At 55.6% G+C, this 26049-nt stretch carries 15 protein-coding genes; 7 read left to right on the top strand and 8 right to left on the bottom strand.

What is annotated here, in order from left to right; translation table 11 throughout:
- Positions 1-10 precede the first annotated feature (10 nt).
- On the top strand, positions 11-3202 hold the full coding sequence (locus tag ACYVHB_RS27035; RefSeq protein WP_461055010.1) for an efflux RND transporter permease subunit: 3192 nt from the start codon (positions 11-13) through the stop codon (positions 3200-3202).
- 495 nt (positions 3203-3697) lie between these two features.
- Here the strand turns inward: ACYVHB_RS27035 and ACYVHB_RS27040 are convergent, their stop codons facing one another.
- The 5 genes from ACYVHB_RS27040 to ACYVHB_RS27060 all read right to left on the bottom strand — a co-directional run bounded on the left by ACYVHB_RS27040 (position 3698) and on the right by ACYVHB_RS27060 (position 14088).
- Positions 3698-6358 carry an alkaline phosphatase family protein gene (locus ACYVHB_RS27040; RefSeq protein WP_461055011.1) on the bottom strand — a complete coding sequence of 887 codons (2661 nt, stop codon included), beginning with the start codon at positions 6356-6358 and terminating at the stop codon, positions 3698-3700.
- Positions 6359-6396: 38 nt separating this feature from the next.
- Positions 6397-7215: a tyrosine-protein phosphatase gene (locus ACYVHB_RS27045; RefSeq protein ID WP_461055012.1), complete on the bottom strand. Its 819-nt coding sequence runs from the start codon at positions 7213-7215 to the stop codon at positions 6397-6399.
- A 24-nt stretch (positions 7216-7239) separates the two neighbouring features.
- Positions 7240-8922: an amidohydrolase gene (locus ACYVHB_RS27050; RefSeq protein ID WP_461055013.1), complete on the bottom strand. Its 1683-nt coding sequence runs from the start codon at positions 8920-8922 to the stop codon at positions 7240-7242.
- Between the two features lie 74 nt (positions 8923-8996).
- Positions 8997-10616 (bottom strand): SusD/RagB family nutrient-binding outer membrane lipoprotein, encoded by a 1620-nt coding sequence (locus ACYVHB_RS27055; RefSeq protein WP_461055014.1) that lies wholly within the window; start codon positions 10614-10616, stop codon positions 8997-8999.
- Between the two features lie 127 nt (positions 10617-10743).
- Positions 10744-14088 (bottom strand): SusC/RagA family TonB-linked outer membrane protein, encoded by a 3345-nt coding sequence (locus ACYVHB_RS27060; RefSeq protein WP_461055015.1) that lies wholly within the window; start codon positions 14086-14088, stop codon positions 10744-10746.
- Between the two features lie 385 nt (positions 14089-14473).
- On the opposite strand from ACYVHB_RS27060, the gene ACYVHB_RS27065 reads away from it, so the two are divergent.
- From ACYVHB_RS27065 to phnN, 6 genes are all read left to right on the top strand, one after another.
- Complete coding sequence (locus tag ACYVHB_RS27065) at positions 14474-16918, top strand: TonB-dependent receptor (RefSeq protein WP_461055016.1); 2445 nt, start codon at positions 14474-14476, stop codon at positions 16916-16918.
- 2 nt (positions 16919-16920) lie between these two features.
- The gene (locus ACYVHB_RS27070; protein WP_461055017.1) at positions 16921-17715 is read left to right on the top strand and encodes an endonuclease/exonuclease/phosphatase family protein; all 795 of its coding nucleotides are present in this window, start codon (positions 16921-16923) and stop codon (positions 17713-17715) included.
- Positions 17716-17725: 10 nt separating this feature from the next.
- The gene (locus ACYVHB_RS27075) at positions 17726-18514 is read left to right on the top strand and encodes a bifunctional hydroxymethylpyrimidine kinase/phosphomethylpyrimidine kinase (protein ID WP_461055018.1); all 789 of its coding nucleotides are present in this window, start codon (positions 17726-17728) and stop codon (positions 18512-18514) included.
- Between the two features lie 141 nt (positions 18515-18655).
- Positions 18656-21613: a TonB-dependent receptor gene (locus ACYVHB_RS27080; protein WP_461055019.1), complete on the top strand. Its 2958-nt coding sequence runs from the start codon at positions 18656-18658 to the stop codon at positions 21611-21613.
- A 71-nt stretch (positions 21614-21684) separates the two neighbouring features.
- On the top strand, positions 21685-23097 hold the full coding sequence (locus ACYVHB_RS27085; RefSeq protein ID WP_461055020.1) for a purple acid phosphatase family protein: 1413 nt from the start codon (positions 21685-21687) through the stop codon (positions 23095-23097).
- 18 nt (positions 23098-23115) lie between these two features.
- A complete protein-coding gene (gene phnN / locus ACYVHB_RS27090) occupies positions 23116-23664 on the top strand; it encodes a phosphonate metabolism protein/1,5-bisphosphokinase (PRPP-forming) PhnN (protein ID WP_461055021.1) in 549 nt (182 codons plus the stop codon).
- Between the two features lie 10 nt (positions 23665-23674).
- Here the strand turns inward: phnN and ACYVHB_RS27095 are convergent, their stop codons facing one another.
- The 3 genes from ACYVHB_RS27095 to ACYVHB_RS27105 are packed head-to-tail and all read right to left on the bottom strand — an operon-like array spanning position 23675 to position 26015.
- Positions 23675-24223: a DUF6886 family protein gene (locus ACYVHB_RS27095; protein ID WP_461055022.1), complete on the bottom strand. Its 549-nt coding sequence runs from the start codon at positions 24221-24223 to the stop codon at positions 23675-23677.
- A 35-nt stretch (positions 24224-24258) separates the two neighbouring features.
- Positions 24259-24813: a pyridoxamine 5'-phosphate oxidase family protein gene (locus tag ACYVHB_RS27100; RefSeq protein ID WP_461055023.1), complete on the bottom strand. Its 555-nt coding sequence runs from the start codon at positions 24811-24813 to the stop codon at positions 24259-24261.
- 38 nt (positions 24814-24851) lie between these two features.
- A complete protein-coding gene (locus ACYVHB_RS27105) occupies positions 24852-26015 on the bottom strand; it encodes an alpha-D-ribose 1-methylphosphonate 5-triphosphate diphosphatase (RefSeq protein ID WP_461055024.1) in 1164 nt (387 codons plus the stop codon).
- Positions 26016-26049 lie beyond the last annotated feature (34 nt).

Here is a 26049-nt window from a genome sequence, read left to right on the forward strand (position 1 = left end):
TCGTTAAATCATGTTCGCAGAAATATTCATTAACCGACCCGTCACTGCTATTGTCGCGTCCATCGTCATCGTGATCCTGGGTGTACTGGCGCTGTTAAGTTTGCCCGTTAGTCAGTACCCCGACATCACGCCCCCCGTGGTGCAGGTAACCGGCACGTACACCGGAGCCGATGCCCAAACGGTGGAGCAGACCGTGGCGACACCCATTGAAACGCAGGTGAATGGTACGCCCGGCATGGACTATGTGCAAACCAACGCCACCAACGACGGCCGGATGACCATGAACGTGACCTTTAAAGTAGGCACCGACGTGAATATTGCCGCCCTCGACGTACAGAACCGGGTGGGTATTGCCGAGCCGCAACTGCCCGAAGAAGTTAACCGACTGGGGGTGGTGGTTCGCAAGCGTAACCCGTCGCTGTTTATGCTGGTCGCTATTTACGCACCGAAAGGAACCCATGCCGTCTCTTTTCTGGATAACTACGCTAACATCTATATCCGCGACGCCTTACTGCGCGTGCCGGGTGTGGGTGACATCTTCAGCCGGGCCGACGACTTCAGTATGCGCATCTGGATGAAGCCCGACCGGTTAGCTCAGCTTGGTCTTACTGCCGAAGAGGTAGTAGCGGCTTTGCAGGAGCAGAACCTACAGGTGGCGGGTGGCTCGGTAGGTGGGCCGCCCCAACCTACGTCGCAGGCGTTCGAGTACACTGTTTTCACCAACAGCCGGCTCAGCAAAGAGGAAGAGTTCAATAATATTATCGTTCGTTCGGACCCGGCGCGGGGTTCGCTGGTGTACCTTAAAGACGTAGCGCGCGTGCAGTTAGGCAAGTTTTCGTACACCAGTAATTCGTTTGTCGATGGCAAGCGGGCAGCCTATCTACTGGTGTACCAGTTGCCCGGCAGCAACGCATTAGCCACGGCTAAGGGCGTGTACGACGCGATGGACAACCTGAAAAAGACGTTCCCGAACGACGTGGAATACGTGGTGCCGTTCGAGTCGGTGTCAGTGATTGAAGTGTCCATTGAAGAAGTGATCAAAACGCTGCTCGAAGCACTGGTGCTGGTTATTCTGGTCGTATTCCTGTTTCTGCAAAGCTGGCGGTCCACGCTCATCACACTGCTGGCGATTCCGGTGTCCATTATCGGCACGTTCGCGTTGTTTGTTCCGCTCGGTTTCACCATCAACACGCTGACCCTCTTCGCGTTCGTACTGGCCATCGGGATCGTGGTCGATGATGCCATCGTAGTGGTCGAAGCAGTGCAGGTCAACATTGACAAAGGCATGTCGCCCAAAGAAGCAACGGTGGAAGCCATGCGCGAGATTTCGGCTCCGGTCATCGCCATCGCGCTGATTCTGGCGGCTGTGTTCGTGCCGGTGGGATTCATTCCCGGCATCGTTGGGCGGCTCTATCAGCAGTTCGCCATTACCATCGCCGTGTCGGTACTGATTTCAGCGTTCGTGGCCCTGTCGCTAACGCCCGCGCTGTGTACGCTGCTGCTCAAACCGCAGCACATCGACGAAAATGCGAAAGGATTAGACAAGTTTTTTTACAAATTCAATCAGTGGTTCGAGCGGGTCACAAATGCTTACTCGAACAGCGTTCAGCGGCTCATCAAAGCTACACCGCTGGTGATTGTCGGCTTAGTGGTTTTGTACGTCGGCACGGGGCTGCTGTTCCGGGCCAAACCAACGGGCTTCATCCCGACGGAGGACGAAGGACGGCTGATTGTGACCTACGAAATTCCCGAAGCCGCTTCGACCTCGCGTAGTTTAGTCGTACTTAACCGCATCATGGACACCCTCAAACGGCAGCCGTACGTCAGTCACTTTTCGGCGTTGGGCGGTCTGAACGCCATTACCTTCGCATCCAAATCGAACAGCGGCACGGTATTTATCCAGCTAAAGCCCTGGGACGAACGCACTGGAGATGGAATGCAGGCCGATTCATTGGTGGGCAAACTACAGCGGGCCTTTGCCAGCCTGAACGATGCGCGGGTACAGGTGGTGCAGCCGCCCGCCATTCCGGGATTAGGCCAAAGCTCGGGGTTCACGTTCCAGATTCAGCAACGCGAAACCTCCGACGACGTGCGGGCCTTCGACGGTGTCGTTCAGAACTTCATTGCCGAAGCCCAGAAGCGACCCGAAATTGGCCGGATCTTCTCTTACTTCACGGCTAAATCGCCGGCCTACCGCGTGGAAGTGGACCGCGATAAATGCAAAAGATTAGGTATTCCCGTGAGTACGGTCTACCGAACAATCCAGACGTTTTTGGGTAGTCAGTACGTCAACGACTTCATTATTTACGGCCGCAAATTCCGGGTGGTGGCCCAGGCCGACACGATGTACCGTACCGACATAAAAGCCCTGAATCAGTTCTACGTGCGCAATTCAGGCGGACAATTAGTGCCCATCAGCACGGTTATTAAAACCAGTGTTATCGAAAATGCCCCGCTGATTTCGCACTTCAACCTGTTTCGCTCCGTCGAACTAAACGGCGGGGCTAAGCCGGGTTACAGCAGCAGTCAGGCCAACGAGGCCCTGCGCGAAGTAGCTGCGAAAGTGCTGCCTGCAGGCTACTCGTTCGACTTCTCTGGCCTGAGCCGCGAGGAGATTAGCGCGGGCAACAGTTCCATCTACATTTTCGCGCTCAGCATCGGCTTCGTGTTTCTGTTTCTGGCAGCCCTGTACGAAAGCTGGACAGTACCGTTTTCGGTGCTGCTGTCGGTACCCATCGGCGCGTTGGGAGCCATCCTCGCGCTGATTCTGTTCCCGTACCTGACCAATAACGTGTACGCTCAGATTGGCCTGATTACGCTCATTGGTCTGGCGGCCAAAAATGCCATTCTGATTGTGGAGTTCGCCAAAGAACGCGTGGACAGGGGGGGCGATCTGTTTGAGTCGACCATCGAAGCCGTGCGACTCCGGCTCCGCCCGATCCTGATGACTTCGCTGGCGTTTATCCTGGGTGTGGTGCCGCTGGCCATTGCCAGTGGGGCGGGGGGCGTGGCCCGCGTTACCATCGGCCGGACGGTACTGGGTGGGATGCTGGCCGCGACCTCGCTGGCTATTTTCGTCGTGCCGGTGCTCTACGTCGGTATTACAAAGTTGGCCTATGGTAAGAAAGGGCTGGAAGCCTTGAAGAGTAATGCAGTACGGGAGAAGGAGCCGGAAGACCAGCCGCAGATGGTGGATAAATGAGTGATTATGAAGAGACAGTACTGCTCCGCTTCCTTTAGACAAGAAATAGCTCAAAACTCCCTCGTAAAGCTTCTGGTGTAAGTTGCGTAGCGGTTTCCTCGTGTGACACCTATGTTTATTTCCGTACACGCTTCCTCCTCTATTTAACCGGCCGTTTTAGTCCAATAAAAGGGACGTTTTTCTGAACGATTTCCAGCGGTAGCTGAAATTGACACAAACCATTCATTGACAGTAAAATAACGAGTTCATTAAAAAGCATTAGCTGCCCATTTATTAACCGAAAACGGCCAGTTGAGTAGGCGGGATCCTGCACGAATATAAACAGGTAGTTGTGTGAAGAAAACGCGACGCAACCTATACCAGAAGCTTGACGAGGAATTATGGAGCTATTTTTTGCCTTAAGGAAACGGAGCAGTACTTTACGGAGAAAATCACTACTTTTTGTCAATATGATCTTTTGTGCTAAGTGGTTGATTTTCAATGATAAGTAATCTGTCAACGGTGGCGTGGATAAGGTGCGTTGCCTTTCGTAGCAAACCACAGGATTCGGTTCATCAGCTCGTCTTCGCCGGTGTCGATGCCCTGCTCCGCCTGCTCGACCGACTCACGGGCGTATTGCAAGGCACGGCCCCGCAGACTTGTCAACGGCTTGTTCATCTCATCCAGCGGAATCCGATTCTGTAGGGCCTGATATGGCGTAGTATTGGGCTTGTCGGTAAAGCAGTCAAACATGGGCAGGGCCGTGACGTCGATGACGTTCATGGGCGGCAATCCCAGAATCTGCTCAATGGTGCGCACCATTGATGTTTGGTTGTAATTGGTCGTCACCGTTTTTCGGAGCCGCGAATAGGGGCTAATCACAAAGCCCGTCGTGCGGTAGGCCGAAATGTGATCCCAGCCAGCCTGCGAGTCGTCTTCTGTGATAAAAATCACAGTATTGGCCCCGAACCGACTCTTCTGAATGGCCTCGACCATCCGGCCAACGGCCAGATCGTTGTCGGCTACCATGGCGCGGGGCGTCGGGAACTTCGGACTCATTCCCGCCGTGTGGTCGTTTGGAAGGGCCATGACCATCAGGTTAGGCCAGTCATCGCCGGGGCTGGCGGCTGCCGCGTTCAGGTCGCGGATAAACGCATCAGCCCGCATCTGATCGCTGATGGCTTCGTCGGCGCAGCCAGGAAAATTCATCGCCAGAATGGGGCGTACCCGCGAAATGGTTGTCGTATTGGTGTATGAAAACGGTTGGCCCGTCAGCCGCATCTGATAGAGCTTCTTCCAGTCGTATTGCTGCTTGTCGTACTCACAGTCGCAGGCTTCGCCATAGATACGAACGGTTTTGCCGTGATCGAGAGCGTTGTTCCAGATTAACCCTTCCTTGTTATAAACCATAGCATCGTAGAGCACGTGCGGATACGACCGGAACCACGCCCGCACACTTTTTTCGGTGTAGTCGGTTACGATGGCTGCGTCGGCCCAAGGGTGACCTTCCGCCGACGATTTGCCCGACACGTGGTAGTTGTCCAGCAGCGTAAACTCACGAGCCAACTGGTGCTGATTGGGCGTGACGCTGTCGCCGAAGACACAGAGCGAGGGCATCCCACGACCTTCGGGCATATCGCCCAACACCTGGTCGTACGTGCGGTTTTCCTTAATAATGTATAGCACGTGTTTAAACACCGACGGTTCGCCGATACGCTCCGGTACGGGCCGGGGGCGGGCGTTGGGGCGGGGCTGTTGCTCGGCCAGGGCCAGCCGGAATTGCAGACTCAGTTGCCGCACTTTCTCGGTTAGCTTCGCCAGTTCAGTTTCGGTCGGTACGGGAATGATGGATACCGAGGCCAACTGCCGGTGCGATGTCAAGGCCCGCTGACCCGGTTTCAGGTTGCGCCCCTGACTGGCTGGTTCGACCGGCGTGGCAACCCGCGACCCGGCGGCTTCGAGATTGGTGACGTATAATTCATTACCGACGCAGAGCACCCCCGACGGGTACGCCTGCGTGGGGATGTATCCTCTGACGCTATGGTTGCCGGGCGTGTTGCCGATGCTCACCACCGCTAAGGCGTTATCCAAACCATTGGCTACGTAGAGCGTTGTACCGGTTGAATCGAGAGCTAAGGCATTAGGTGTGCTGCCAATGCGGCTGTTGCCCCGTCCGAACAGGCCCACCGCTATTGAATCAACCACCTGCCGCGTTTGCGCGTCGAGGACCGATACGTAATCGCTGTTGCCATTGGCGACATACAGTTGCTTCGCATCGCGGCTGGTCAAAATGGCATTGGGGTGCAGTCCCACCCGCAGTTCGGATTCGACCTTGCCGTCGTTCTGGTCAATGACCGAGACGGTACCCTGCGCCGTCGCGCCCGTTCGGGGGGCTACGTATGCATTGCCAAAAGCTACTGGAACGCCCGCCGTTTCAAGTTTACGGGTCGAATCGGGCGAATCTACGCTGGGCACCGGGCCACCCCAGTTAGTTACGAACGCTCGGTCATTGGCGAGGGCCACGCCGTACGGTGCTACGCCCGTCGGGGCCGTCCAGACGATGCTGCGATCAGCAAAGCGCACTTTAACAAGCTGGTTATTACCGTTCAGCACTACGTACAGAAATAATTCATCACCTTCCGTCTGCACGGCAACGTCGTTGGGTAGCGAGAGAGGAATCGGGGCCACGGCCGGAAAAGTCAGGAACTCAACCGCCCCGATTTTACCGTTAGCGAACGGGGCAATCACGACCCCCGACTTCCCCTTTCCCCGCTCCGACGCGCCCCAGATCAGATACGTTTGCCCCCGGTACACAACCGCTTCTATGCCCGAAAATACGCTCATCAGGGATTTTGTCTCGGGTGCGTCGCTGAGACTCCAGCGGTAGGTGATTTTGCGGCTGACCCGGTCGAGAACGGCAATGCCGTAACGGTCTTCTACTACTACCTGGGTGCCACCGGGCAGCAGGGCTACATCGAGCGAATGGTTTTCGAGCTTAGCGTCGCCGAAGATGACCGTCGTACCAGCCGCATCGATGAGCCGGTTGTAGGGCATAGCTATAGGCAGGCTGTCGGCGAGTGTCCGTTTGTCGCTGCGATGTCGCTGCGCTTTTGGCTGGGCCGAAACAGTCAGGGTTACCAGCAGCAACAGGCTAAGAGGGAAAGACTTGTTAAGCATAATTTATTGCTCCGGGGTAATGCGTAGTTTAAGCCTGACTATTGTAAGTATTTCGTCCGCAAAGTAGTCAGTTTCTCTGGTGTCAATTCCATTTCGGTCGTTAAGAAATTGGTCATTGAGCCGTATTTCTGATCAATGGTTGTAAAGAAGTTGGTCAGATATGCCGGGTCGGCAGCTAACATTTTCGCCATCTGTGCATTACCTGCCCCGCCCTGCTGCATCATCTGAGCAACGCGCTCTCGGCCCTGTTTCCAGTATACATCCGTGGCGACATAATCTTTCAGAATTGTGGCATTGTCCACGCCCAGCGCACTCAGCACCAGGGCGGCTCCCATGCCGGTGCGGTCTTTGCCCGCCGTGCAGTGAAACATCAGAGCTTTTTCGCCGTCGAGCATTAATAACTGATCGAACATGGGCTTGTATTTGGCCTTGAGGTGGTCGGTGCGGGTGTAGGCCACGCGCATCATCGAGTCGCGGTTCATGGCTGCGTAATTGGTGTTGGCCCGGAGGGTTTCGCTCCCAGCGGGCAGATTCACGTAGGTTACGCCGGTGGGTAGCCGGTCGGGGCTGGTCTTCAGTTCGTCGGGGCCGCGCAGGTCGCATACGGTGGCAATGTGGCGGGCTTCGAGGGTTTTCATATCGGCATCGGTCAGCTTGCTCACATCAGCCGAGCGGTAGATGCGGCCCCATTTTACCGTTTTGCCCTCCGCAGCCGGGTAGCCACCCAGGTCGCGGAAGTTGCTGGCTCCCTCGAGTGTAACGGCCCGGTGGGCGTTGTATACCAGCGTATCGGTCTGGTCGGGTGCCTGAGCCAGGGCGATGGCTGGAGATAGCAGGAGGAATAAAATGTTCTTCATGATTTGGGGAGATTTATGATTGAGTTATTGTTCAAATACGACCTTGCCGCCGATCATTGTTTTAAGCACTCGAATGGCCTTCAACTGGTTTACATCAGTCGTGGTCGGGTCTTGCGACAACACCACGAGGTCGGCCAGTTTGCCTACCTCGAGCGTTCCTTTTTGCGCGTCTTCAAAGGACGTTTTTGCCCCGCCGAGCGTCCAGAGCCGGATGGCATCTTCAGCCGGAATGCGTTGACTTTCGCCGATGACGATGCCTTCGGCACTGCGCCGGGTGGCTAAACTCTGGATGCGTAATAACGGAATGGCCGCGCTCACCGGCGAGTCGGAGTGCTGAGCGGCCATAATACCCATCTCCAGTACGGTTCGGTTCGGGTGCATCATGTTCCAGCGCTGCGTACCATACACCAACATTTTGTCGCCGTGTTCGTAGATGTAGGAGTGGAGCACCACCGCCACGCTGTCGCGCCGGATGCGTTCGAGCAGTTCGCGGTTCGTCACGCTGCAATGCTCAATGCGGTGGCGGCTGTTGGGTCGCGGGCTGACGCGCTGGGCGGCTTCGAGGGCGGTCAGCACCATAGCAATTTCGCGGTCGCCGTTGGAGTGGCAGGCGACTTGTAGCCCACTGCGGTGAATCTTCAGGAGTAGGCTGTCAAGCTGGGCCTGTGTTCGTTCGGGGGGAATGCCGTAGTAATCGCGTTTGCCCGTTTCGGGGTTAACCATGTCATACGGTTCATTGAGCCAGCAGGTGCGACCGCTCAGCGAGTTGCCGTGAAAAACCTTAATACCGCTAATCCGTAGTTTATGAGTGCCATAGCCCTGCCGGATGCCCTTCCGAACGGCTTCGTCCAGTTCGCCGACCGACAACAGCAGGTTAATGCGCAGCGACAGACCAGACGCCTGTAGTTTTTCGTACAGGGCCATTCTGGTGAACGACGAACCCGCTTCCGTAATGCTCGTGATGCCGTTGGTAAGATAGGACTGAAAACACAGGCGATAGGCTTCCAGCGTTTCAGCTTCCGACGGTGGGGGCGGCTGTTGCAGTTTCGCCAGGCGCTGCACCAGCGAGCCTGCCCCTTCGCGGCAAACGCCGTTGGGAACGCCTGCGCTGTCGCGATCAAAAGCCCCGCCAGCCGGGTCGGGCGTGGTGGCGTTTAATCCAGCCCGCTCGATAACGTACGAATTGACGACCGAGAGGTGCCCGCTTGAATGCCGGATAATGACCGGATGCGTTCGCGATACCTGATCCAGATCCTGCCGCGTCGGGTGCCGACCGAGTTTAGTGTCCTGATAGCCAAACCCCTGAACCGGTAAGCCAGCCGGTGTCAGTCGGGCCTTTTTCTGCAACAGCGCGACCAGTTCGTCTATGGTCCGGACCGAATCCGGCCCGACGTTCACCACCGCGTGAACCGACGCGAAGGGAAAAACGGGTCTCGGATGCAAGTGAGCGTCGTTGAATCCAGGTACTACTGTTCTACCCTGAAGGTCAATCGTTTGGGTTTGCTTGCCAATGCGCTTTCGGATGTCGGCGTTCGAGCCAACGGCTACAAGTTTACCCCCGCTGATAGCAACAGCCTGGGCGCGGTGGCCCTTCTCGGCAATCGTGATGATGTTGCCGTTGAGCAGCACCATCTCCGCCGGTTGCGCCATGAGCGTTGCCGGAAGCAAAGCAATCAGAAGTATTGTCTGTTTAGCGAAAAGCGGCATAAGATTATAAAATCACGTACGAGTGAATGAACCGCTTCATTCACTCGTACGTATGGTAGAGGTTGTTAAACGGCTTACTTCGTCAGCCAGATGTCTTTGCTCAGATCGTCGGTGCCGCCGAACTGAGCCGTGATAGCCGCTTTGTAGTTTTCGGTGTTATAGGTCTGTTCATCCACTGAATACTGCCACCGACGCGGGATTCTGCCGGCTGCGTTGATGCCTGATCCGGTCGAGATAAACGTGCGGGGAAAACCCGTTCGGCGCCAGTTGTAAAAAGCCTCCCAACCTGAATTCTGGAAAAAGGCGACGTATTTCTGGTTCAGAATCTGCTCCAGCCCCTCGGCATTGTCGCCCTTATACGCCACACCCGGATTAGCCAGGAATGCGGCAATGTTTGCCTTTACCGAACCGAGCGATTTGCCGGTCAGGTCGCCGATGGGGAGCGTCGCGCCTTCGGTCAGGCCGTAAAATGTCAGCGATGCGTTGATACCGCGTGTGTAGTAGGTGGCTGCCGTGGTCGTCGGTGCGGCCCAGCCCCGGTTGATGCCCTCGGCAATGTTGAAGTTCATCTCCGAAAAACCTACCATGATATACGGCTCCGGTCCGGTCAGCGACACATAATAGCGCAGGTAGTTGGTGAACGAAAACTTACCGTCGATGGCCTGGGTGGATAAATCCGGAATCGGCACCGAAATATCAGCACCGACGTAGGCCGTGAAGTCGTCTACTTTCTTGCCCTTCACTAACTCTGCCGGGGCGGGCGTGGCCACCACAAACGTGCGTGGGTCCTGCGTGGCGGTCGTTAGTTTGAGGTAGGTGCTGGCCATGCTCGACGAGCGGTTGTAGTTGGCCGTTGGCCCCACCGGATAGGTGTTATACGACGCATTGTAGGTGAACACCATGTTGTCGGCGTTGCTGGCCATAAGCGGGTACTTCCCCGGGTTGTCGACCACATCTGCAAATTTTTGCTTGATGCCCAGATCGGCGGTGTCGTCGGCGCGTTTGCTCAGGCTGATCAGCACCCGCAATTTGTAGGTGTTTACCATTTTCTGCCATTTTTTGATGTCATTGGCGTAGAAAATGTCCCCCTCCAGCGTGGCAGCAGGGTTGGCGGGCGTGGCAATCAGCGCAGCCAGTTCGGTGTTGGCCTCGTCCAGCAGTTGCAGCGCACCGGCATAGATCGCCTTCTGCGAGTCGAATTTGGGCGTGATAAACTCCAGTCCTTTACCGGCCTCCATCATCGGGGCATCGCCCACTCGTTGCGTTTGCCACACAAACACGTAGGCCCGGAAAAACTTACCCAGGGCCGTGTACACGTTTTTGGGATTGTTCAGAATTTTGACCGACTGCTCTTCCATTTTGCTCACGTTCCGCAGCACGTTGTACATCGGGGCCGACGTAGACCAGTTATAGCCATTCTGCCCGCCATAATAGGTGTCGTTCGAGATAACGAACTGATTCCAGCGCTGCACCTGCCCAAACGGCCCTTCCAGTACGTTGCCCGGAACCCCGTCAATTACGCCACCACCTCGAGATACTTCCATCTGTACCCGGCCCAGCAACAGCGAAGGCGGTATGGTCTTGTCTTCGCCGGCCACGTTCGGGTTCGGCTCCAATTCATCGAACGATTTGCAACCGTTCAGCGCCAGTAGCACAGCCGCCAGCGCAATGATTTTGTGAAATATAGTTTTCATCGTTTGGGAGAGTTGGATAGAACCGCACCGGCGGTCCAGGCAGATTTTTATGATGGTTATGATTAATCATGATTGACCATAATCATCATGACAACCTGCCCGGGCCGCCGGTGCGGTTCTATTTAGCTTAGAATGTCAGGTTTAGATTAATACCAAACCGGCGCGTGGTGGCTGATTGCAGGCTGGGGTTCCGAAGCGTGCTGCGGCTCGTTGCGTTGAAGCCGATCCCGTACTGATCGAGGTCGAAATCTTTGCGTTCGGCAAAGTAGAGCAGGTTCCGGCCCACCACCGATACCGAAGCCGCCCGGATAAACTTAGGCAACAGGTTCGTCGGCAGGGTGTAGCCGATGATGACTTCGCGCAGCTTGGCGTAGGTCTTGCTCATCATATATTCTTCCTCGATGCCGGAGCCATAAACACCCACGGCGTAGGTCTGAACGGTAGTCGCTTTAGTGTTTGGCACAAACGTCAACTCGTTGATATTTTTGATGCTGCCATCGGGGTTGAACTGCGCCACGCCACCATTGGCAATCTGCACACCCTGCCCCACGTAGGCGGGCGTGGCGGCTTTAGTGCCGAGGGCCGTGCTTTCCCATTCTTTGTCGCGGGCGGCACCGTAGGCGCCTTCTACCAGTTCCTGGGCGTTGCCCGAACTCATCTGGTAGGCAAAAACCTGGTCACGAATCACACCCCCCACGCGCCCGTCGAACTGGAAGCTGAAGTTGAAGTTTTTGTAGCTGAACTGGTTGTTGATGGCCCATACATAATCGGGATTGGTGTAGCCCATTAGTTGCTTATACTGCGTACCGGCGGGGCGCTGTAGCGGCAGGCCCGTAGCCGCGTAGATAACCTGCCCATCGGGGCTGCGTAGGTAGTTGTAGCTGTAATAGCCATCAAGCCGGTCGCCGATGCTGAAGACGTGGTCCGGGCCAGACAAATAAAGCGTCTGCTCGTTGTCGTAAATTTCCTTCAGCTTCTCTTTATACGTAGACCAGTTGGTCATCACGTCCCAGTTGAGGCCGTTCGGATTTTTCAGGACTGAGCCGGTCAGCGACACTTCCCAGCCGTCTTTCTGCGTCGTCAGGCCGTTGATGGTCCGGCTGCTGTAACCAGTCGAAGAGGCTACCGGCAGCGGGAAAATCTGCGGACCGTTGAGTGAGGTAAAGTGCGTCACGTCCAGCCCGAGCCGATTGCGGAGGAACTTGGCATCCAGACCAAACTCGTAGGACTGTACCGTAAAACTCAGCAGATTGCGGTTGGCGATGGTGCCGGAGTAGTTAGCCAGCGGCTGGTTGTTATACAGGTTCGTGGTGATGTCATACTGGTTCTGGTTCTCATAGCTCGGTCCGTCGTAGGCCGTCTGCACGTCTTCGCCATAGCCGAACAGAGTCGATATGTTCCGGCCCGTCACGGCGCGGTAGGCCGTGCCGATGTTCGACTGCGTCAGCCCCCCGCGCACGTTGGCCCACGAGCCGCGCAGCTTCATGAATGTAATGGCCTGCGGCAGTTTCACGTAATCCGAAACCACCGTGCTGAGGGCCACCGATGGATAAAAAATAGCGCGGTTGCTGGCCGATAGCGTCGATACTTTATCGATTCGGCTCGTTACGCCCAGCGTTAGAAAGTTCTTGTACGAAAAGTCAGCCGTAGCGTAGGCACTCAGCACAGCCATGTCGGACCGGAAGTTAAAGCCGCGCACCGGATTTTTCGAGTTCGAGAAGGCATACACGCCCGGCACGATCAGGAAATCGGTGGTGGCGAAACTCGAATTGTAGCGGAACAACCGCATGTTGCCACCCAGGCTGGCGTTGACGCGGAAGTTTTTTACCACTTCCTTATCGAAATTAATCAGCAGGTCGGTGTTGTTCTCGAACAAATCGCGCTGGTCTTCGCGGTAATCGCCCTGACGGATGTCGGGGGTTTTGTAGGTGATGGCCGAGAAAGGCAGTTTTTCGGTCCGCAACTGGCCCCAGGTCGTGATCTGAGTTCGGGCGGCCACGTTCATGAAGTCATTGATTTTGTAGCTCAACCGCGTGTAACCGTAGATGTCGGTCTTGCGGTGTTCGTGCAGCCACTCGTAGGCCATGAAATAGGGGTTGTTATTCCGGCCATATTCGCTGTAATACTGCGTCACGCCCACTTTGCCCTGCGGCCCTTTCCAGTAGTCTCGCATATCGGACATGGCCCAGTGACTGCCGCCATAGACCTGCAACTGATACGTGTACCCTTCCGGTCCCGACGTAGCTTCGGGAATGTTGGGTGTATTTTGAAGGTTTACGTTCAGGCTTCCTTCCAGCAACAGCCGGTCCGAGAATTTAACGCCTGTCGTCAGGTTGAAGTTGGTGATGTTCAGGCTGGTGTTCGGCACCATGCCCTTCTGGTAGTTGTTCGAGACCGAGATCCTGACGTCAGCTTTGTCGGTGCTACTCGAAATCGACACGTTATTGGTCGAGAGCATCCCTACTTCCATGAAATCGCGGAAGTTGTTGGCCCCCCGCTCAATCCAGGGTGTCGGAATCCGCTTGCCATCGGCCCCAAACGGACTGTCATACTGCTTCACCGGCTGGCCGTCGAAGCGCGGTCCCCAGATGTTGGACCGGCGGTTCACATTGCCGTCGTCGTAGAGGTTGTCGGCGTATGAATACTGATAGTTGGCCCCAAAACCGTACCGGCTTTGCCGCTCCGGGAGTGCTAAGTAGCTCGGCTCAAACATGGTACTTGAATTAAACTCGACGGCGAATTTGCGCTTGTCTTTCGAGCCTTTTTTAGTCGTAATCATGATGGCGCCGTTCTGCCCCCGGAAGCCATAGAGCGCGGCTGCGTTAGGCCCTTTCAACACGGTGTAGGTCTCGATGTCGTCCGACGACACGTTCCAGGTGTCGGAGTTGATTGGTACGCCGTCCACCACAAATAGAATCTCGGTGCTACCCCGCAGAATTAGGGTCGGCTTGCCCAGTAATTCAGCCGAGGGAGCGACCGTCAGACCGGCGATTTTGCCCGTCAGCGAATTAATTGGGTTCGGTTCGCGGGCTTTCACGAGCTGCGTTCCCTGCACCTGTTGTGTGGTGTAGCCGATGGTACGGGCTTCTTTCTTGATGCCGAGGGCCGTTACGACGATCTCGCCAAGCTGCTGCGCGTCTTCAGAGAGGGTGACGTCGATCACCGTTCGGTTGCCAACCACAACTTGCTGATTGGCAAAGCCGATAAATGAGTACACCAGGGCAGCTTTTTCATCAGCTACCGACAGCGCGTAATCGCCCTCGGCGTTGGTAGTCGTACCGGTGTTCGTGCCTTTGATAACTACGCTCACACCGGGCAGACCGGCTCCGGCTGCGGTGGCTACTTTGCCCTTCACCTGGCGGCTTTGCGCCAGCACTGTACCACTCATCAGCAGCAGGCCGATCAGTGGTCCATACACGCTACACAGCCACGCGCGGGGAGTTGCTCTTCGTAGGGTAAACTGGTTTTTCATGTTGGGTTAATTTATCGGCTTTTCAGCGTTAAATTGTTGATAATCAATGCATCGTGTGTTCTGAAAATGCTTAACAAAAGTATCCGGCCTGTTTTAGGCTTGGATGAGGGTGTAATTATCTGTTTGTGACAATCGCTATAGAATCTGTAATAGAATCTTTACTTGTTTATCTCGGAATAACCAGTAAGAGTAATGGTTGATTTTCAGTAGTTTAAGGATATTGTTAGGATTTCGTTAGCCGATTTTGACTTTCTGAAAAGAACTTGATGAAGATGGGATCTTTTGAGGAGCAGGGCTAAACTTAAGCCAGGGCCACGGGTTGATGAGGTTGGCTTGTATCGCATCAAATTCAGTATTTTTATCGCCGGATCACTAACCTCACTCTATGCGTTTAGGTCTATTAATCGATCGTTTTCTGACAAGCTCCCTTGTTGTGTTAACTGGCTTCTCTTCATGGGCCCAGTCCATAACCTTCTCCGGGCAAGTGCGCGACCGGCAAACCAACCAGCCTGTCGAGTACGCCACCGTGCAGGTCTGGAGCCGCGATTCCGTGCTGCTGACGGGGGGCATTACCAACGCAGGTGGAGAGTTCACCGTGCCGAACGTGGCCGATCCGTCACCCCGGCTAACGGTGCAGTTCATGGGTTATCAGACCGAAACCATTTTCCCCACCCGGCAACCAGGTAGTGCTTCGGTTCGGTTGCCGGTGGTGCTGCTGCTACTGTCAGAAAAGGCTTTAAAGGAGGTCATCGTGAAAGGCGAACTGGCAACAGTTACCCTGCAAATCGACAAGCAGGTTGTGGCGGCTAAGTCGTTTCAGAACGCAGCCAATGGAACCGGCCTGGACCTGCTCCGGCGGATGCCCAACGTGACCGTCACCAGCGAAGGAGCCATTGCTCTGCGCGGCAACACGGGCTTTCTGGTGCTCATCAACGGGAAGCCGTCCACCCGCGCCCCCGCCGACGTGCTGGCCCAACTACCTGCCAACCTGATTGAGAATGTCGAGATTATCACGTCGCCCTCGGCCCGGTACGATGCCGAAGGCCGGGCGGGAATTATCAACATCGTTACCAAAGCGCCCGTCGGGCAGGGGTGGAGTGTGATCGGCAACACGCTTTTCGGCGGTATCACCCCCACGCGCTACGGGGGCGACCTGACGCTGACTTATACTGCTAAACGCTGGACGGCCTACGTGGGGGGCGACTACCGGCGCTACGACATCAACGGCTTCCGGGTAGGCGAAGTCCGTACCCTCGTGGGCGATACGCTGACTTATCTGCCCTCCGCAGGCATCCGTAACTACAAAGACTATCAGTACGCCGGACGAGCCGGGGCCAGCTTCACGCCCAACGCCCGCACGTCGTTTAATGTTGGCGTGTATGCCGGTTACAAACAGGCCGACCGCACGGCCAACCTGCATTATGATGAGTTTGTGCAGACAGGGTCGTCGCTCAACCTATTCAACCGGCAGTGGGGAACGCCCCGGCAGGAGTTTTTCAACCAGAACCTGTTTGTGCGGTCGGGGTCGTTTCAGGCGTATAACCTCGACTTCACCCGGACATTCGTCGATAAAAGTAAACTGACTGTGCTGGGGCTGTACGAGTATTCGGTGCTGGGCGGGCCGCTGACCAACCGCGACACTCGCGAGAACAGCCCGGGAATCAGCCTGTTTGAACGTTCTGATGAGCGCAGCCCGCTGACGGGCTGGCGCGGGCAGGCCGACTACATCCTTCCCCTGCCTAATAAACGGCGGTTAGAAATGGGCCTGCAATACCGGTCGTTGCGGCACGTGGGCGATTTTTCGTTCGAACGGCTCAATTTAGCCACGAATCAGTTCGTTAACGATCCGCTGTTTGCCGACCGGATGGACCTGACCCAGCGCGTCACGGCGGGCTATGTACAGCTAAACGGCGAAACGAAGCGGTTAGCCTACAACGCCGGGCTGCGAACCGAATATACCGACCGCAACCTGACACACCGGCTGGGCAAGCAACCCTTCCGCTACGACGCGCTCAACCTATTCCCGTCGGCGCAACTGCTCTGGACACTGACCAAGGGACAAAAAATCCGGCTGGCCTACACCCGGCGCATCGACCGCCCGACTACCAAGCTGATGGCTCCGTTTCAAAACCACCGCCACGCCGAAACCATTGAAACCGGCGACCCGAACCTACGGCCTGAACTCGCCAGCGTTATCGAAACGTCGTTCAGTCGGAGTGGGGACCGTGCCCTGCTGACGCTGACGGGCTATTACAACCGGGTGACAGACAAAATTTTCCGGATCAACACGATTTACAACCGCACGATTCTGGGCCGGACTTATTCTAACGCGGGTGTAGCGTCGTCGGTGGGGCTGGAAGGCATTGCGGACGTTAAGCTATTGCCGGGCTGGAAGGCTTATCTGTCGGGTAACGTTTACCAGTTTGCCGTGCGGGGTGTGGCTGACGGCCGTGACCTGAGCAGCAACAGCCTGAACTACAACCTGACGGCCAACACCTCGCTTGATTTCACGGATAACCTGCGGTTTCAGTGGGACCTGACCTACCTCTCACGCACGGTAACGGTGCAAGGTGGGGATTCAGACTTGCTGCTGTCGAACATGGGTCTGAAGTACGCGCTGCCGGGCGGACGCGGGGCTGTCAACCTGCAAATGCTCAACGTGTTCAACTCGAATGTCCAAACGATTGTCACCGAGGCTCCGCTGTTTTTCAGCAGCACCGACTACCGTAAATACGACCGGGTATTGCAAATTGGGCTGAACATTTCACTCAACGATTCGGGCAAAAAAGCCAGGACGGTCAAAACGGAGTACGGCGAAAAAGACTTTTAACGATGACCAATTTTTTTCGCCTGCTTACGATCAATACCTGGAAATGCGACGGGAATTACCGGCAACGGCTGACCCTGCTTAAGTCGCAACTGAGCGCGTTGCAACCCGATGTGATTGCGGCTCAGGAGGTGTTCCGGGTCAATGGGGCCGACACGGGCCGCGAACTGGCCAACGCGCTGGATATGCACTACGCCTTCGCCCCGGCCCGGCGCAAGGTCCGGCTGTTTGAAGGGCAACTGACTGACAGCGAGTCCGGGCTCGGAATCCTGTCGAAGGTACCGATCCTAAAAACCGACATGCTGCCCTTGTCCCCGCATCCCGACGACATCGACCGGCTGGCTCAGCTTGCCTGGCTCAACGTCAATGGCATCTCCGTGCTCATTATCAATACGCACCTGACGCACTTGCGCGGGCAGTCAGAGCTTCGAAAACAGCAGATAAGCACCTTGCTGGGGCATCCGGCCCTGACTAATCCAGATTCTACCGTATTCCTGTGCGGTGATTTTAACGCTGAAGCCCACTCTCCCGAAATCCAGTTTCTGTTGAACCATCCGGCGGTTTCTGTGCGAAACGCCTATCAACTCGGCCATGGAAACCAACCCGGTTACACCATGCCCGACCGTACCGGCAATCAGCTCAACTCCGGCCGTTGCATCGACTTCATTTTTTTAGTGACGTCCGCCAGCCAGCTGCCTGTGGTTATCAACGAAGCCCGTGTTGTACTCGACGTACCGGACAAAGCGGATAATTACCCCAGCGATCATTTTGGGGTGATGATAACGGCTCAACTTCCGTAACCTAACTAAAATGGATACGCTTAAAGTGTTGGCTATTAATAGTCTGCCCGTTAACGGAAACGCCGGTTTGAAGATGGTCATGAGTGTGCTGGGCACCCGCGCCCTGCCCGTACCAACCTTGCTGCTGTCGGGCATTGGTAATATGCCGGGTCACCAGCGTTACGCCGTTCCGTTCGCCGATTTGTTGAACAGCACCCTAACGATGGCCCGCCAGAATGGTTACCAGTTGGTGGTTTACGTCGGGTATCTGGGCAGTGTCAATCAGGCGGGTATCATTGCCGACGCGCTGACCCGCTTTGCTGACCTGGTCCGGTTCGTGCTCATTGACCCGGTTTGTGGCGATAACGGCCGGGCTTACGTGGCAGACAACATTATTGACTCCTGGCATCAACTACTACCCTTCGCTAATCTGGCCCTGCCCAACTTGACCGAAACGGCCCTGCTGTCGGGCTACCGGCACGATATTGACTTAACCAAGCCGGAGCCGTATCTGAGTGCATTTCGCCAGCGATACCCTGCGCTGGAAAGCATCGTGACGGGTATTATTTGCGACGACCGGATCGTCAACCGGTGGCTGCAAGCCGATACCCGAACTGACTTTTCGTACGCTTACTACGCCCGCCCCTTCAGCGGCACGGGCGACACTTTCGCCAGTTTATTTGTCCATTACCGATTCTTCCACAACCTAGCCCCGGCCGATGCCATCGACCGGGCGGGCCTGACGCTGGAACGACTCATCTGGTCAGCGGTCGAGGCCGACCGCCCCGAGTTGCCTGTTGAGTGGGTGTTAGCCAGATGAGATTAGCTGTTATGATCGCACGTTCGTAAACTAATTCATCATATTGACATAATCTGCCAACGGAAATCGTAATCTACTGCTAATTATTGTCTAACACGCGCCGAGTAATATTGCAGGGTTAACTAACCTGTAATGATGCGCATGAAATTACTTGTACTTCAGTCAGTTATCTCTAATGCTCGCTCTCTGTTTGGGCGGCCATCGGCCTGTCTTTCGATTTTGATCCTGCTACTGACAACGGCCGCTACGCCACTCATGGCCCAGAGCGTCGGGATCGTCCGGGGCGTCATTACCGATGCCGATAATGGCGAACCCGTACCCGGTGTTACGGTTATGGTGAAGGGTACGCTGCTGGGCGTGGCTACCAATCCAGATGGCACGTATCTGCTGACGCGGGTGCCGGCTGGTAGTCAGGTACTGGCTATCTCCAGTTTAGGGTACACATCGACAGAAACCCCCGTCACCGTGACCGGAGGGCGGGAGGTGCGGGTCAACAGCAGTCTCAGAAGCCAATCGACCGAATTAGGCGAAGTGGTTGTGACGGGCCTGCGCCGGAGCCAGCTTGAATCCATTAGCCGCAAACGGCAGTCGCTCAACACCCGCGAGGTTATCACGACCGACGATCTGGGCCGGTTGCCCGACATCAACGTGGCTGAAGCCACCCAGCGCGTAGCCGGAGTAAACATCGAAACCAACCGGGGCGAGGGCCAGTTTGTGTCCATCCGGGGAGTGCAGCCGTCGCTTAACAACGTGACGCTCAACAACACCAACTTAGCCTCGACCAGCAACAGCCGCGCCACGCCGTTGGACCTGATGCCGACCGAAATCATTTCGAGTATCGAAGTCATCAAGACCAATACGCCCGACATGGAAGGTAACGCCATTGGCGGTACGGTCAACATCAACACCATCTCGGCGTTTGAGCGCAAAAAACCGTTTATGGTCCTCTCGCTCGACGGCTTAGTGCAGACCCAGCAGGTCGACCTGTCGGGTTTCGACCGTACCCGGTTGCCGTTCCGGGCGGCTGTCACGGCGGGTAAGCGTTTTGGCAAACAGGAAAAATTCGGCGCGGTGGTATCGGCCAATTTCTTTCGTCGGGACTACAGCGCGTCCATCCTTGACCCCGACGGCTGGGTGTATAACAAGTATTTTTATCCCAACGAGATCGAACTCCAGATTGAAGACATCGAGCGCGACCGGGCCAGCATCTCGGCCGATTTCGAGTACCGCCCAACGGATAAAAACTCGGTCTATCTCAAGACGCTCTACACCCGCACGCGGGAAGTGCTGAAGAACTCGGAATTTGAGTTAACCATGCAGATTGGCTCGGCCCTGCCCTTAGAACAGACCGCAACGACCGGCCGGTTTGCGCGGGGGTCGGGCGAACTGGATCAGGCTTACACCGACGAAACCGAGAACCTAACCAGCTATACGTTCGGCACCCGCAACCGCTTCGGCAAATTATCGACCGACGTTTATGGCACGTATTCGCGGGCAGCGACCGCCCTGAACAACTTCGACGCGACTTTCGAGAACCCTACCGCCACCGAGCCGCAACTGTCGCTAAAGTATAACACGGCTCCGTATTTCTTTGAGATTCTGCCCGAAAATCCGGCTTTTGCCAGCAACCCGGAAATCTATAAACTCCGCAACCTGAACTTTACCGACGGCACTATCGAAGAAAATCTGAAAGAAATCAGTGCCGATCTTCGCTACGACACCAAATTAGGGTCTATACCCGCCTACATCAAGTTTGGCGGCCGGTTTCGCGACCGCGCCAAGGTGGTCGACCGCTCACGGGATTCGTATGATTTGAGCTTCGGGGGCGTTACGGTTGCCAACGATAACGCGTACTCACTGACGCCGTTTTACTTCCCGGTGTCGGTTCCGGCTCAGGGTGGTGCTCAGCCCTTTGTGCATGGCGTGGTGAATAGATTCAAGGCTTTCGTCGAAACACCCGGCGTCATTCAAGACCGGTCGAAACTGATTTATGATACACTGGTCACCCAGCAGCAATTGTACGTCAATGACCTCAACAACAGCGAACGGGTACTGGCGGGCTACGCGATGACGGTCATCGACTTCCGTAAGCTAACGTTCATTGCCGGCCTGCGGCTGGAGCAAACCACCACCGAATCAAACCGGACCGTGACGAGCCAGTTTCGCAACCGAATCACGCCATCGAATGTGTTCTTAACCAACACTTATACGAATCTTTTGCCATCGGTACAACTCAAATACAACGTAACGTCGAAGCTCCTGATTCGGGCTGCCTGGACCAACACCATTGGTCGCCCCGATTACGCAACGCTATCAGCCACGTCGGTTTTCAATTATGCGGCTACTTCGAACCCGGCCGTGTTTACCGGGTCGCTTTCGCTGGCAAACCCCGACCTGAAACCGTATGAGTCGAGCAACTTCGATTTATCGTTTGAGAACTATTCCTCTTCCGGTGGCATCATCGCCGTGGGTGGTTTTTACAAGCGTATCGATAATCAGATTTACCGGATTCAGGATATTCTTCGCAACACGCAATACGACGGCCGGACATTTGAGCAACTGACCGTGACCCAGAATGTAAACGCCGACGCTGCCGACTTATACGGTGTCGAGTTTACGTACGATCAGGCGTTTACATTCCTGCCTAAATTTCTGGAGGGGCTGGGCCTGAGTGCCAACTTCGCCCTGATTGGCTCACGAGTATCGCTGCCTAACCGCCCGGGCGAAAACCTGCCCCTGTTCCGGCAGGCCAGCAATGTGTACAATGCGGCTCTGTACTACCAGAAGCGGGGTTTCGAGTTCCGATTTGCCACCAGCCACCGCAGCGCCTATCTGACCGAAGCTGCTAACGCTGCCGGCTATACAGCGGCCATTGCCGCGGGCGTATCCCTAAGCGAATTCGACCGGTATGATGCCGCCCGGACCACCTACGACGTGACGGCGAGCCAGTTTCTATATGGCAAGAAACTACGCATTCTGGCCCAGATCCGTAACTTGACCAACGCATCGGAAGCCGGCTATCAGGGCCGTACCAGCCGCTACGACCGCCATGACCTGACGGGCCGGAGTTATTTCTTAGGCGTGTCGCTGAATTTGTAAGTTTACCAACCCTGTAAGGTCTTTAGGACCGGCCGGTGCTCCGGCTCGCCAGTCTTTCTACTTTTATTGCCATGAACCAAATCAACCAACTGCTTCGGGCAGCCGCCCTGTTCGTTTGTCTGACAACGCCGGGCTTTGCCCAGCAGTACGCTCACCCCGACAAGCCAGTGTTTCCTAAACGCTGGACCCTGCCCACTGAACAGCCCGACCGGGTAATCCTGACCTTTGCTGGTGACCCCGCAACGCAGCAAAGTGTAACCTGGCGGACCGACACCACCGTGCAGCAAAGCGTGGCCGAAATTGGCGTTGCCGATGCGGCCCCGCGCTTCATGCGCAACGCCAAACGAATGAACGCCAAAACTGAGCGGTTGAACGCTGATGCGGTGAAAGGGGCTGAGGTGGTGGTAAACTACCATTCGGCCACGTTTGCCGACCTGCAACCCGACGTGCTGTATGCTTACCGCGTTGGCGACGGTACGCACTGGAGCGAATGGTTTCAGTTTCGCACGGCCAGTCAGGAGGCCAAACCGTTCTCGTTTCTATACGTCGGCGATGCGCAGAACTATATATTCGAACTTTGGTCGCGGCTGATCCGGGCGGGGTTCAGCAAAGCTCCCGACGCCCGGTTTATTATCCACGCCGGTGATTTAGTGTCCGAAGCCCATAGCGAGCGGCAGTGGCACGAGTGGTTTACGGCGGGTGGCTGGATTCATGGGATGTTGCCCAGCGTTCCGGTTCCGGGTAATCACGAATACCGCCCCGTCACAGCGGCTGACGAAGCCAAGAAAGAGTCCGGACTGTCGGTACAGTGGAGGCCCCAGTTCACGCTGCCCCAAAATGGCCTGGCGGGTCTGGAAGAAACGAGTTATTTTTTCGACTACCAAGGCGTTCGATTCATTGCCCTGAACTCGAACCGGCAGCAGGCCGAGCAGGTCGTCTGGCTGGATTCGCTGCTGGCCAACAACCCCAACAAATGGACCGTCGCCACGTTTCACCACCCTATTTTTTCGACGGCCAATGAACGGGATAACAAAAAGCTACGGGATATGTGGAAACCCCTGTTCGATAAGTATGGTGTTGATTTGGTGCTGCAAGGCCACGATCATACCTACGCACGGGGCATATCGGGACCAACGACCCAGAATGTGGTTGCGGGTACCAACGCCCGGGATACCAAGACCGGAACTGTTTATGTGGTCTCGGTGAGTGGTGGCAAGATGTACACCTTCAAGAAAGACGCCTGGGATAAGTACGAGGCAAAACTGGAACGGAAGGCCGAAAATACGCAGTTGTTTCAGGTCATTCGGGTAGACGGCAACACCCTCCAATACCAGGCTTTCACGGCTACGGGCGAGTTGTACGATGCCTTCGACATCGTGAAAAGCGCCAAACAAGGTGCAAAACGGTTCGTGAACCGGGGGGGCAGTGCCGTCGCCGAACGCCGTCACGACAACACTATTCCTTACGACGATTCTGACAAATAACCGCCGTTAGTCTGCTTTATGCCACAAGGCAACTTGTTTTACGTCATCGGCCCGTCGGGATCGGGTAAAGATTCGCTGATGAATTACGCCCGCCAGCAGATGGCCGGTGAACAGCCTGTGTTGTTTGCCCACCGCTACATCACTCGCCCGATGGATGCAGGGGGCGAAAATCATGTTGAATTAAGTATGGCCGAGTTCCGCACACGTCGGGAACTCGGCCTGTTTGCGCTCGACTGGCAAAGTCACCAGAATTGTTACGGAATTGGTATTGAGATTGTTCAATGGATGAATGCCGGGGCTAACGTGGTGGTGAATGGTTCGCGGGAGTACCTGACTACGGCTACAAACCGGTTTCCGCAAATGCGCGTGCTACTGATCAACGTCAGCCCCCATGTGCTGCGCCAGCGTCTGACCGAACGGGGCCGCGAAACGCCCGGCGAGATTGAACGCCGTATCGAGCGGTCCCGGCTAATCGCCCCCGTAGAGCATCCAAACCTGATCGTGCTGAATAACGACACGCCCCTGGCAGAGAGTGGGGCGCGGTTTATAACCCTGCTGCAGGAGTGATTGACGCTGATTAGCCTACTAAGCCGTTCTCAACCGATAAAGACCTCGGTTCCGCGTTCCGCATCCGAATCAGTGAAAATTGCAGACTTGACTCTACGACGGCATCCCGTAATTTCCACAGCGATGGCATGACGCGTAGTTCGACATTACGCCGGAACAATTCATCAGGCAGATTATCCAGCCGCGTAACGTACTGTGGTATAATAAGCTGTCTGGCAATGTAATAACCCGCGCCCTCGTCGATCAGTGTAAATAGTTCGGGCGAAAACGTGTACAGGTACATCGTCTGACCCAGTACACGCTTAAACCAGGCGGCTTCAATGGCAACAACATAGTCGGCATCGGTGCCGCCGAGTAGCCGGGCAACGTCGTCGGGGTGGCTGTTGGGGCTGGCGTAAAACGTGACGCGGGGACAGTCGCGGGGCAGCAGGTAGTTGTGCAGATGCGCATCGTCGATGGCCCAGACCATCAGTCCCGTCAGCCCCGAACTGGGGTCAGGGGCTGGTCGGGGGTCAAACCGGGTAATATCGGGTTGCTCGCTGACGTGGAAAAGCAACATTGTATAAAAGTTGATCTCGTTGATTAGTAGCCAGGTCAGGATTTTATACCCAAATCGGTCGGTAATCCATCGAGGCTAATTAAATTTTTCTCCTGAACGTACTTCTGAAGCCCGGCTTCTCCTTTTTTCTCGGCCCAATCGAAGTGAATCGTTCGCTCACCTACGTATTCGTACAACGGCACACCAAACCCACAGGAGGTTTGCACTAAGTCGATGTCGGCCACAATAAGCTGGCGCGTACTGGGGTAAATGGTGAACTGTGATGCATACAGTTCCCAGCTTTCTGTTCCCGGTAACGCGGCAAACCCTTTCCCATATAACCGCAGAATCAAAGGAGAACCGGCAAATGAACAGAACATGAGGGTGATACGCCCATTTTCGAGCGTATGTGCCGACGTCTCATTGCCGCTGCTGACTAAATCCATGTAGGCTACCCGGTTCTCGGACAATACCCGAAAACAATCGAGACCTTTCGGCGATAGATTAACCCGCCCGTCTTCGCTTAATGGGGCAGTGCTGACAAAAAACACGTGTTGTTTTTCGATAAACGTTTGGTGTTCGGGCTTAATATGATCGTGTAGTTTACCCATAGCTACTGAAGGAATGGAATGAGTGGGTAAGTTACGGATTATACCGCGCTAAGCATTGGGCTGACAATGCCCTCGGTAGCAGCCTGAAATTTGCGCAGGCCCCGCACCCAGACGCTGCCTACGTCGGCGTAAGTCTCACGGCCCCGGAAAGCCACTAAGTCCGCTTCTTTACCAATTTCGATGCTGCCGATGGTGCTGTCCATACCCAAAGTTTTCGCCGGATTGAGCGATACAAAGTTAATGGCCCGGCTCGGCGTCATGCCGTCGCGGATCATCATCAATACCGCCGATAACATGGTCGGGAAGTGATAGTCCGAGCAAAGGATGTCCACCAAGTCTTTTTCAATAGCCTCTACGCACGACAGGTTGCCACAGTGCGACCCGCCCCGCACATAGTTGGGTGCCCCCATGCACACGAGCATTCCTAATTCCTTCGCCCGTTGAGCCGCCAACAAGGTTGTTGGCATTTCGGAGAGCGTTGCACCAAAGTGGTGAGCTTCGTCCACGTGGACAACGGTTGTATCGTCGTGGCTGCCCAGCGGGAAAACGCCTTCCAGAGCGGCTTGAATGGCTCCGCGCTGGTTAATCTGGCTTAGTTCATCTACTTTCTGCTGCAACATCTGCCGGGATTCTTCTTCACTGATGCCTTTCAGTTTGGCTCGTTTCACGACCAGATCATCAAACGCAAACTGCCGCTGCCCCGGAATGGCATCGTTGTATACCACCAGTTTCAGGCTTTCGAGGGCCTTCATGTCGTTTAAGTAAGCCAGCACTGCGTCGGTATTCGGGTTAAGGCGGGCGTGAACGAAGTGCCGGACAAGGCCTGTTTTGCGCAGACTGTCTACTTGGCGGCACTGGTCGATGGCGTGGCCGAAATTGCGCCCCATCCCTTCGTTTTCCGAAAAACTGATGGCACTCAGCACGGTAGTCAAACCACAGGCCGCAGCCCGCTGATCCATGAAGTGAAACGCCATTGGAATTGGGAAGTTGGCACCAGGGCGCGGGTGAATCTCGCGCTCTAAGTAATCCGAGTGAATGTCGATGCAGCCCGGAGCCAGCCACATACCGCTGAGGTCTTCGCCTTCCCGGTACGTTTTGTGGGGCATGACATCGGTAATCAGGCCATTTTCGATGACAACTGAACCTAAGAAGTTGTTGGTAGGCGTGATGATACGGGCGTTGGTCAGGATGTGGGTATTCATACACAGGTTGTAAAATGGGCGGAGCGAGTGGATT

The organism is Spirosoma arcticum (assembly GCF_054779955.1).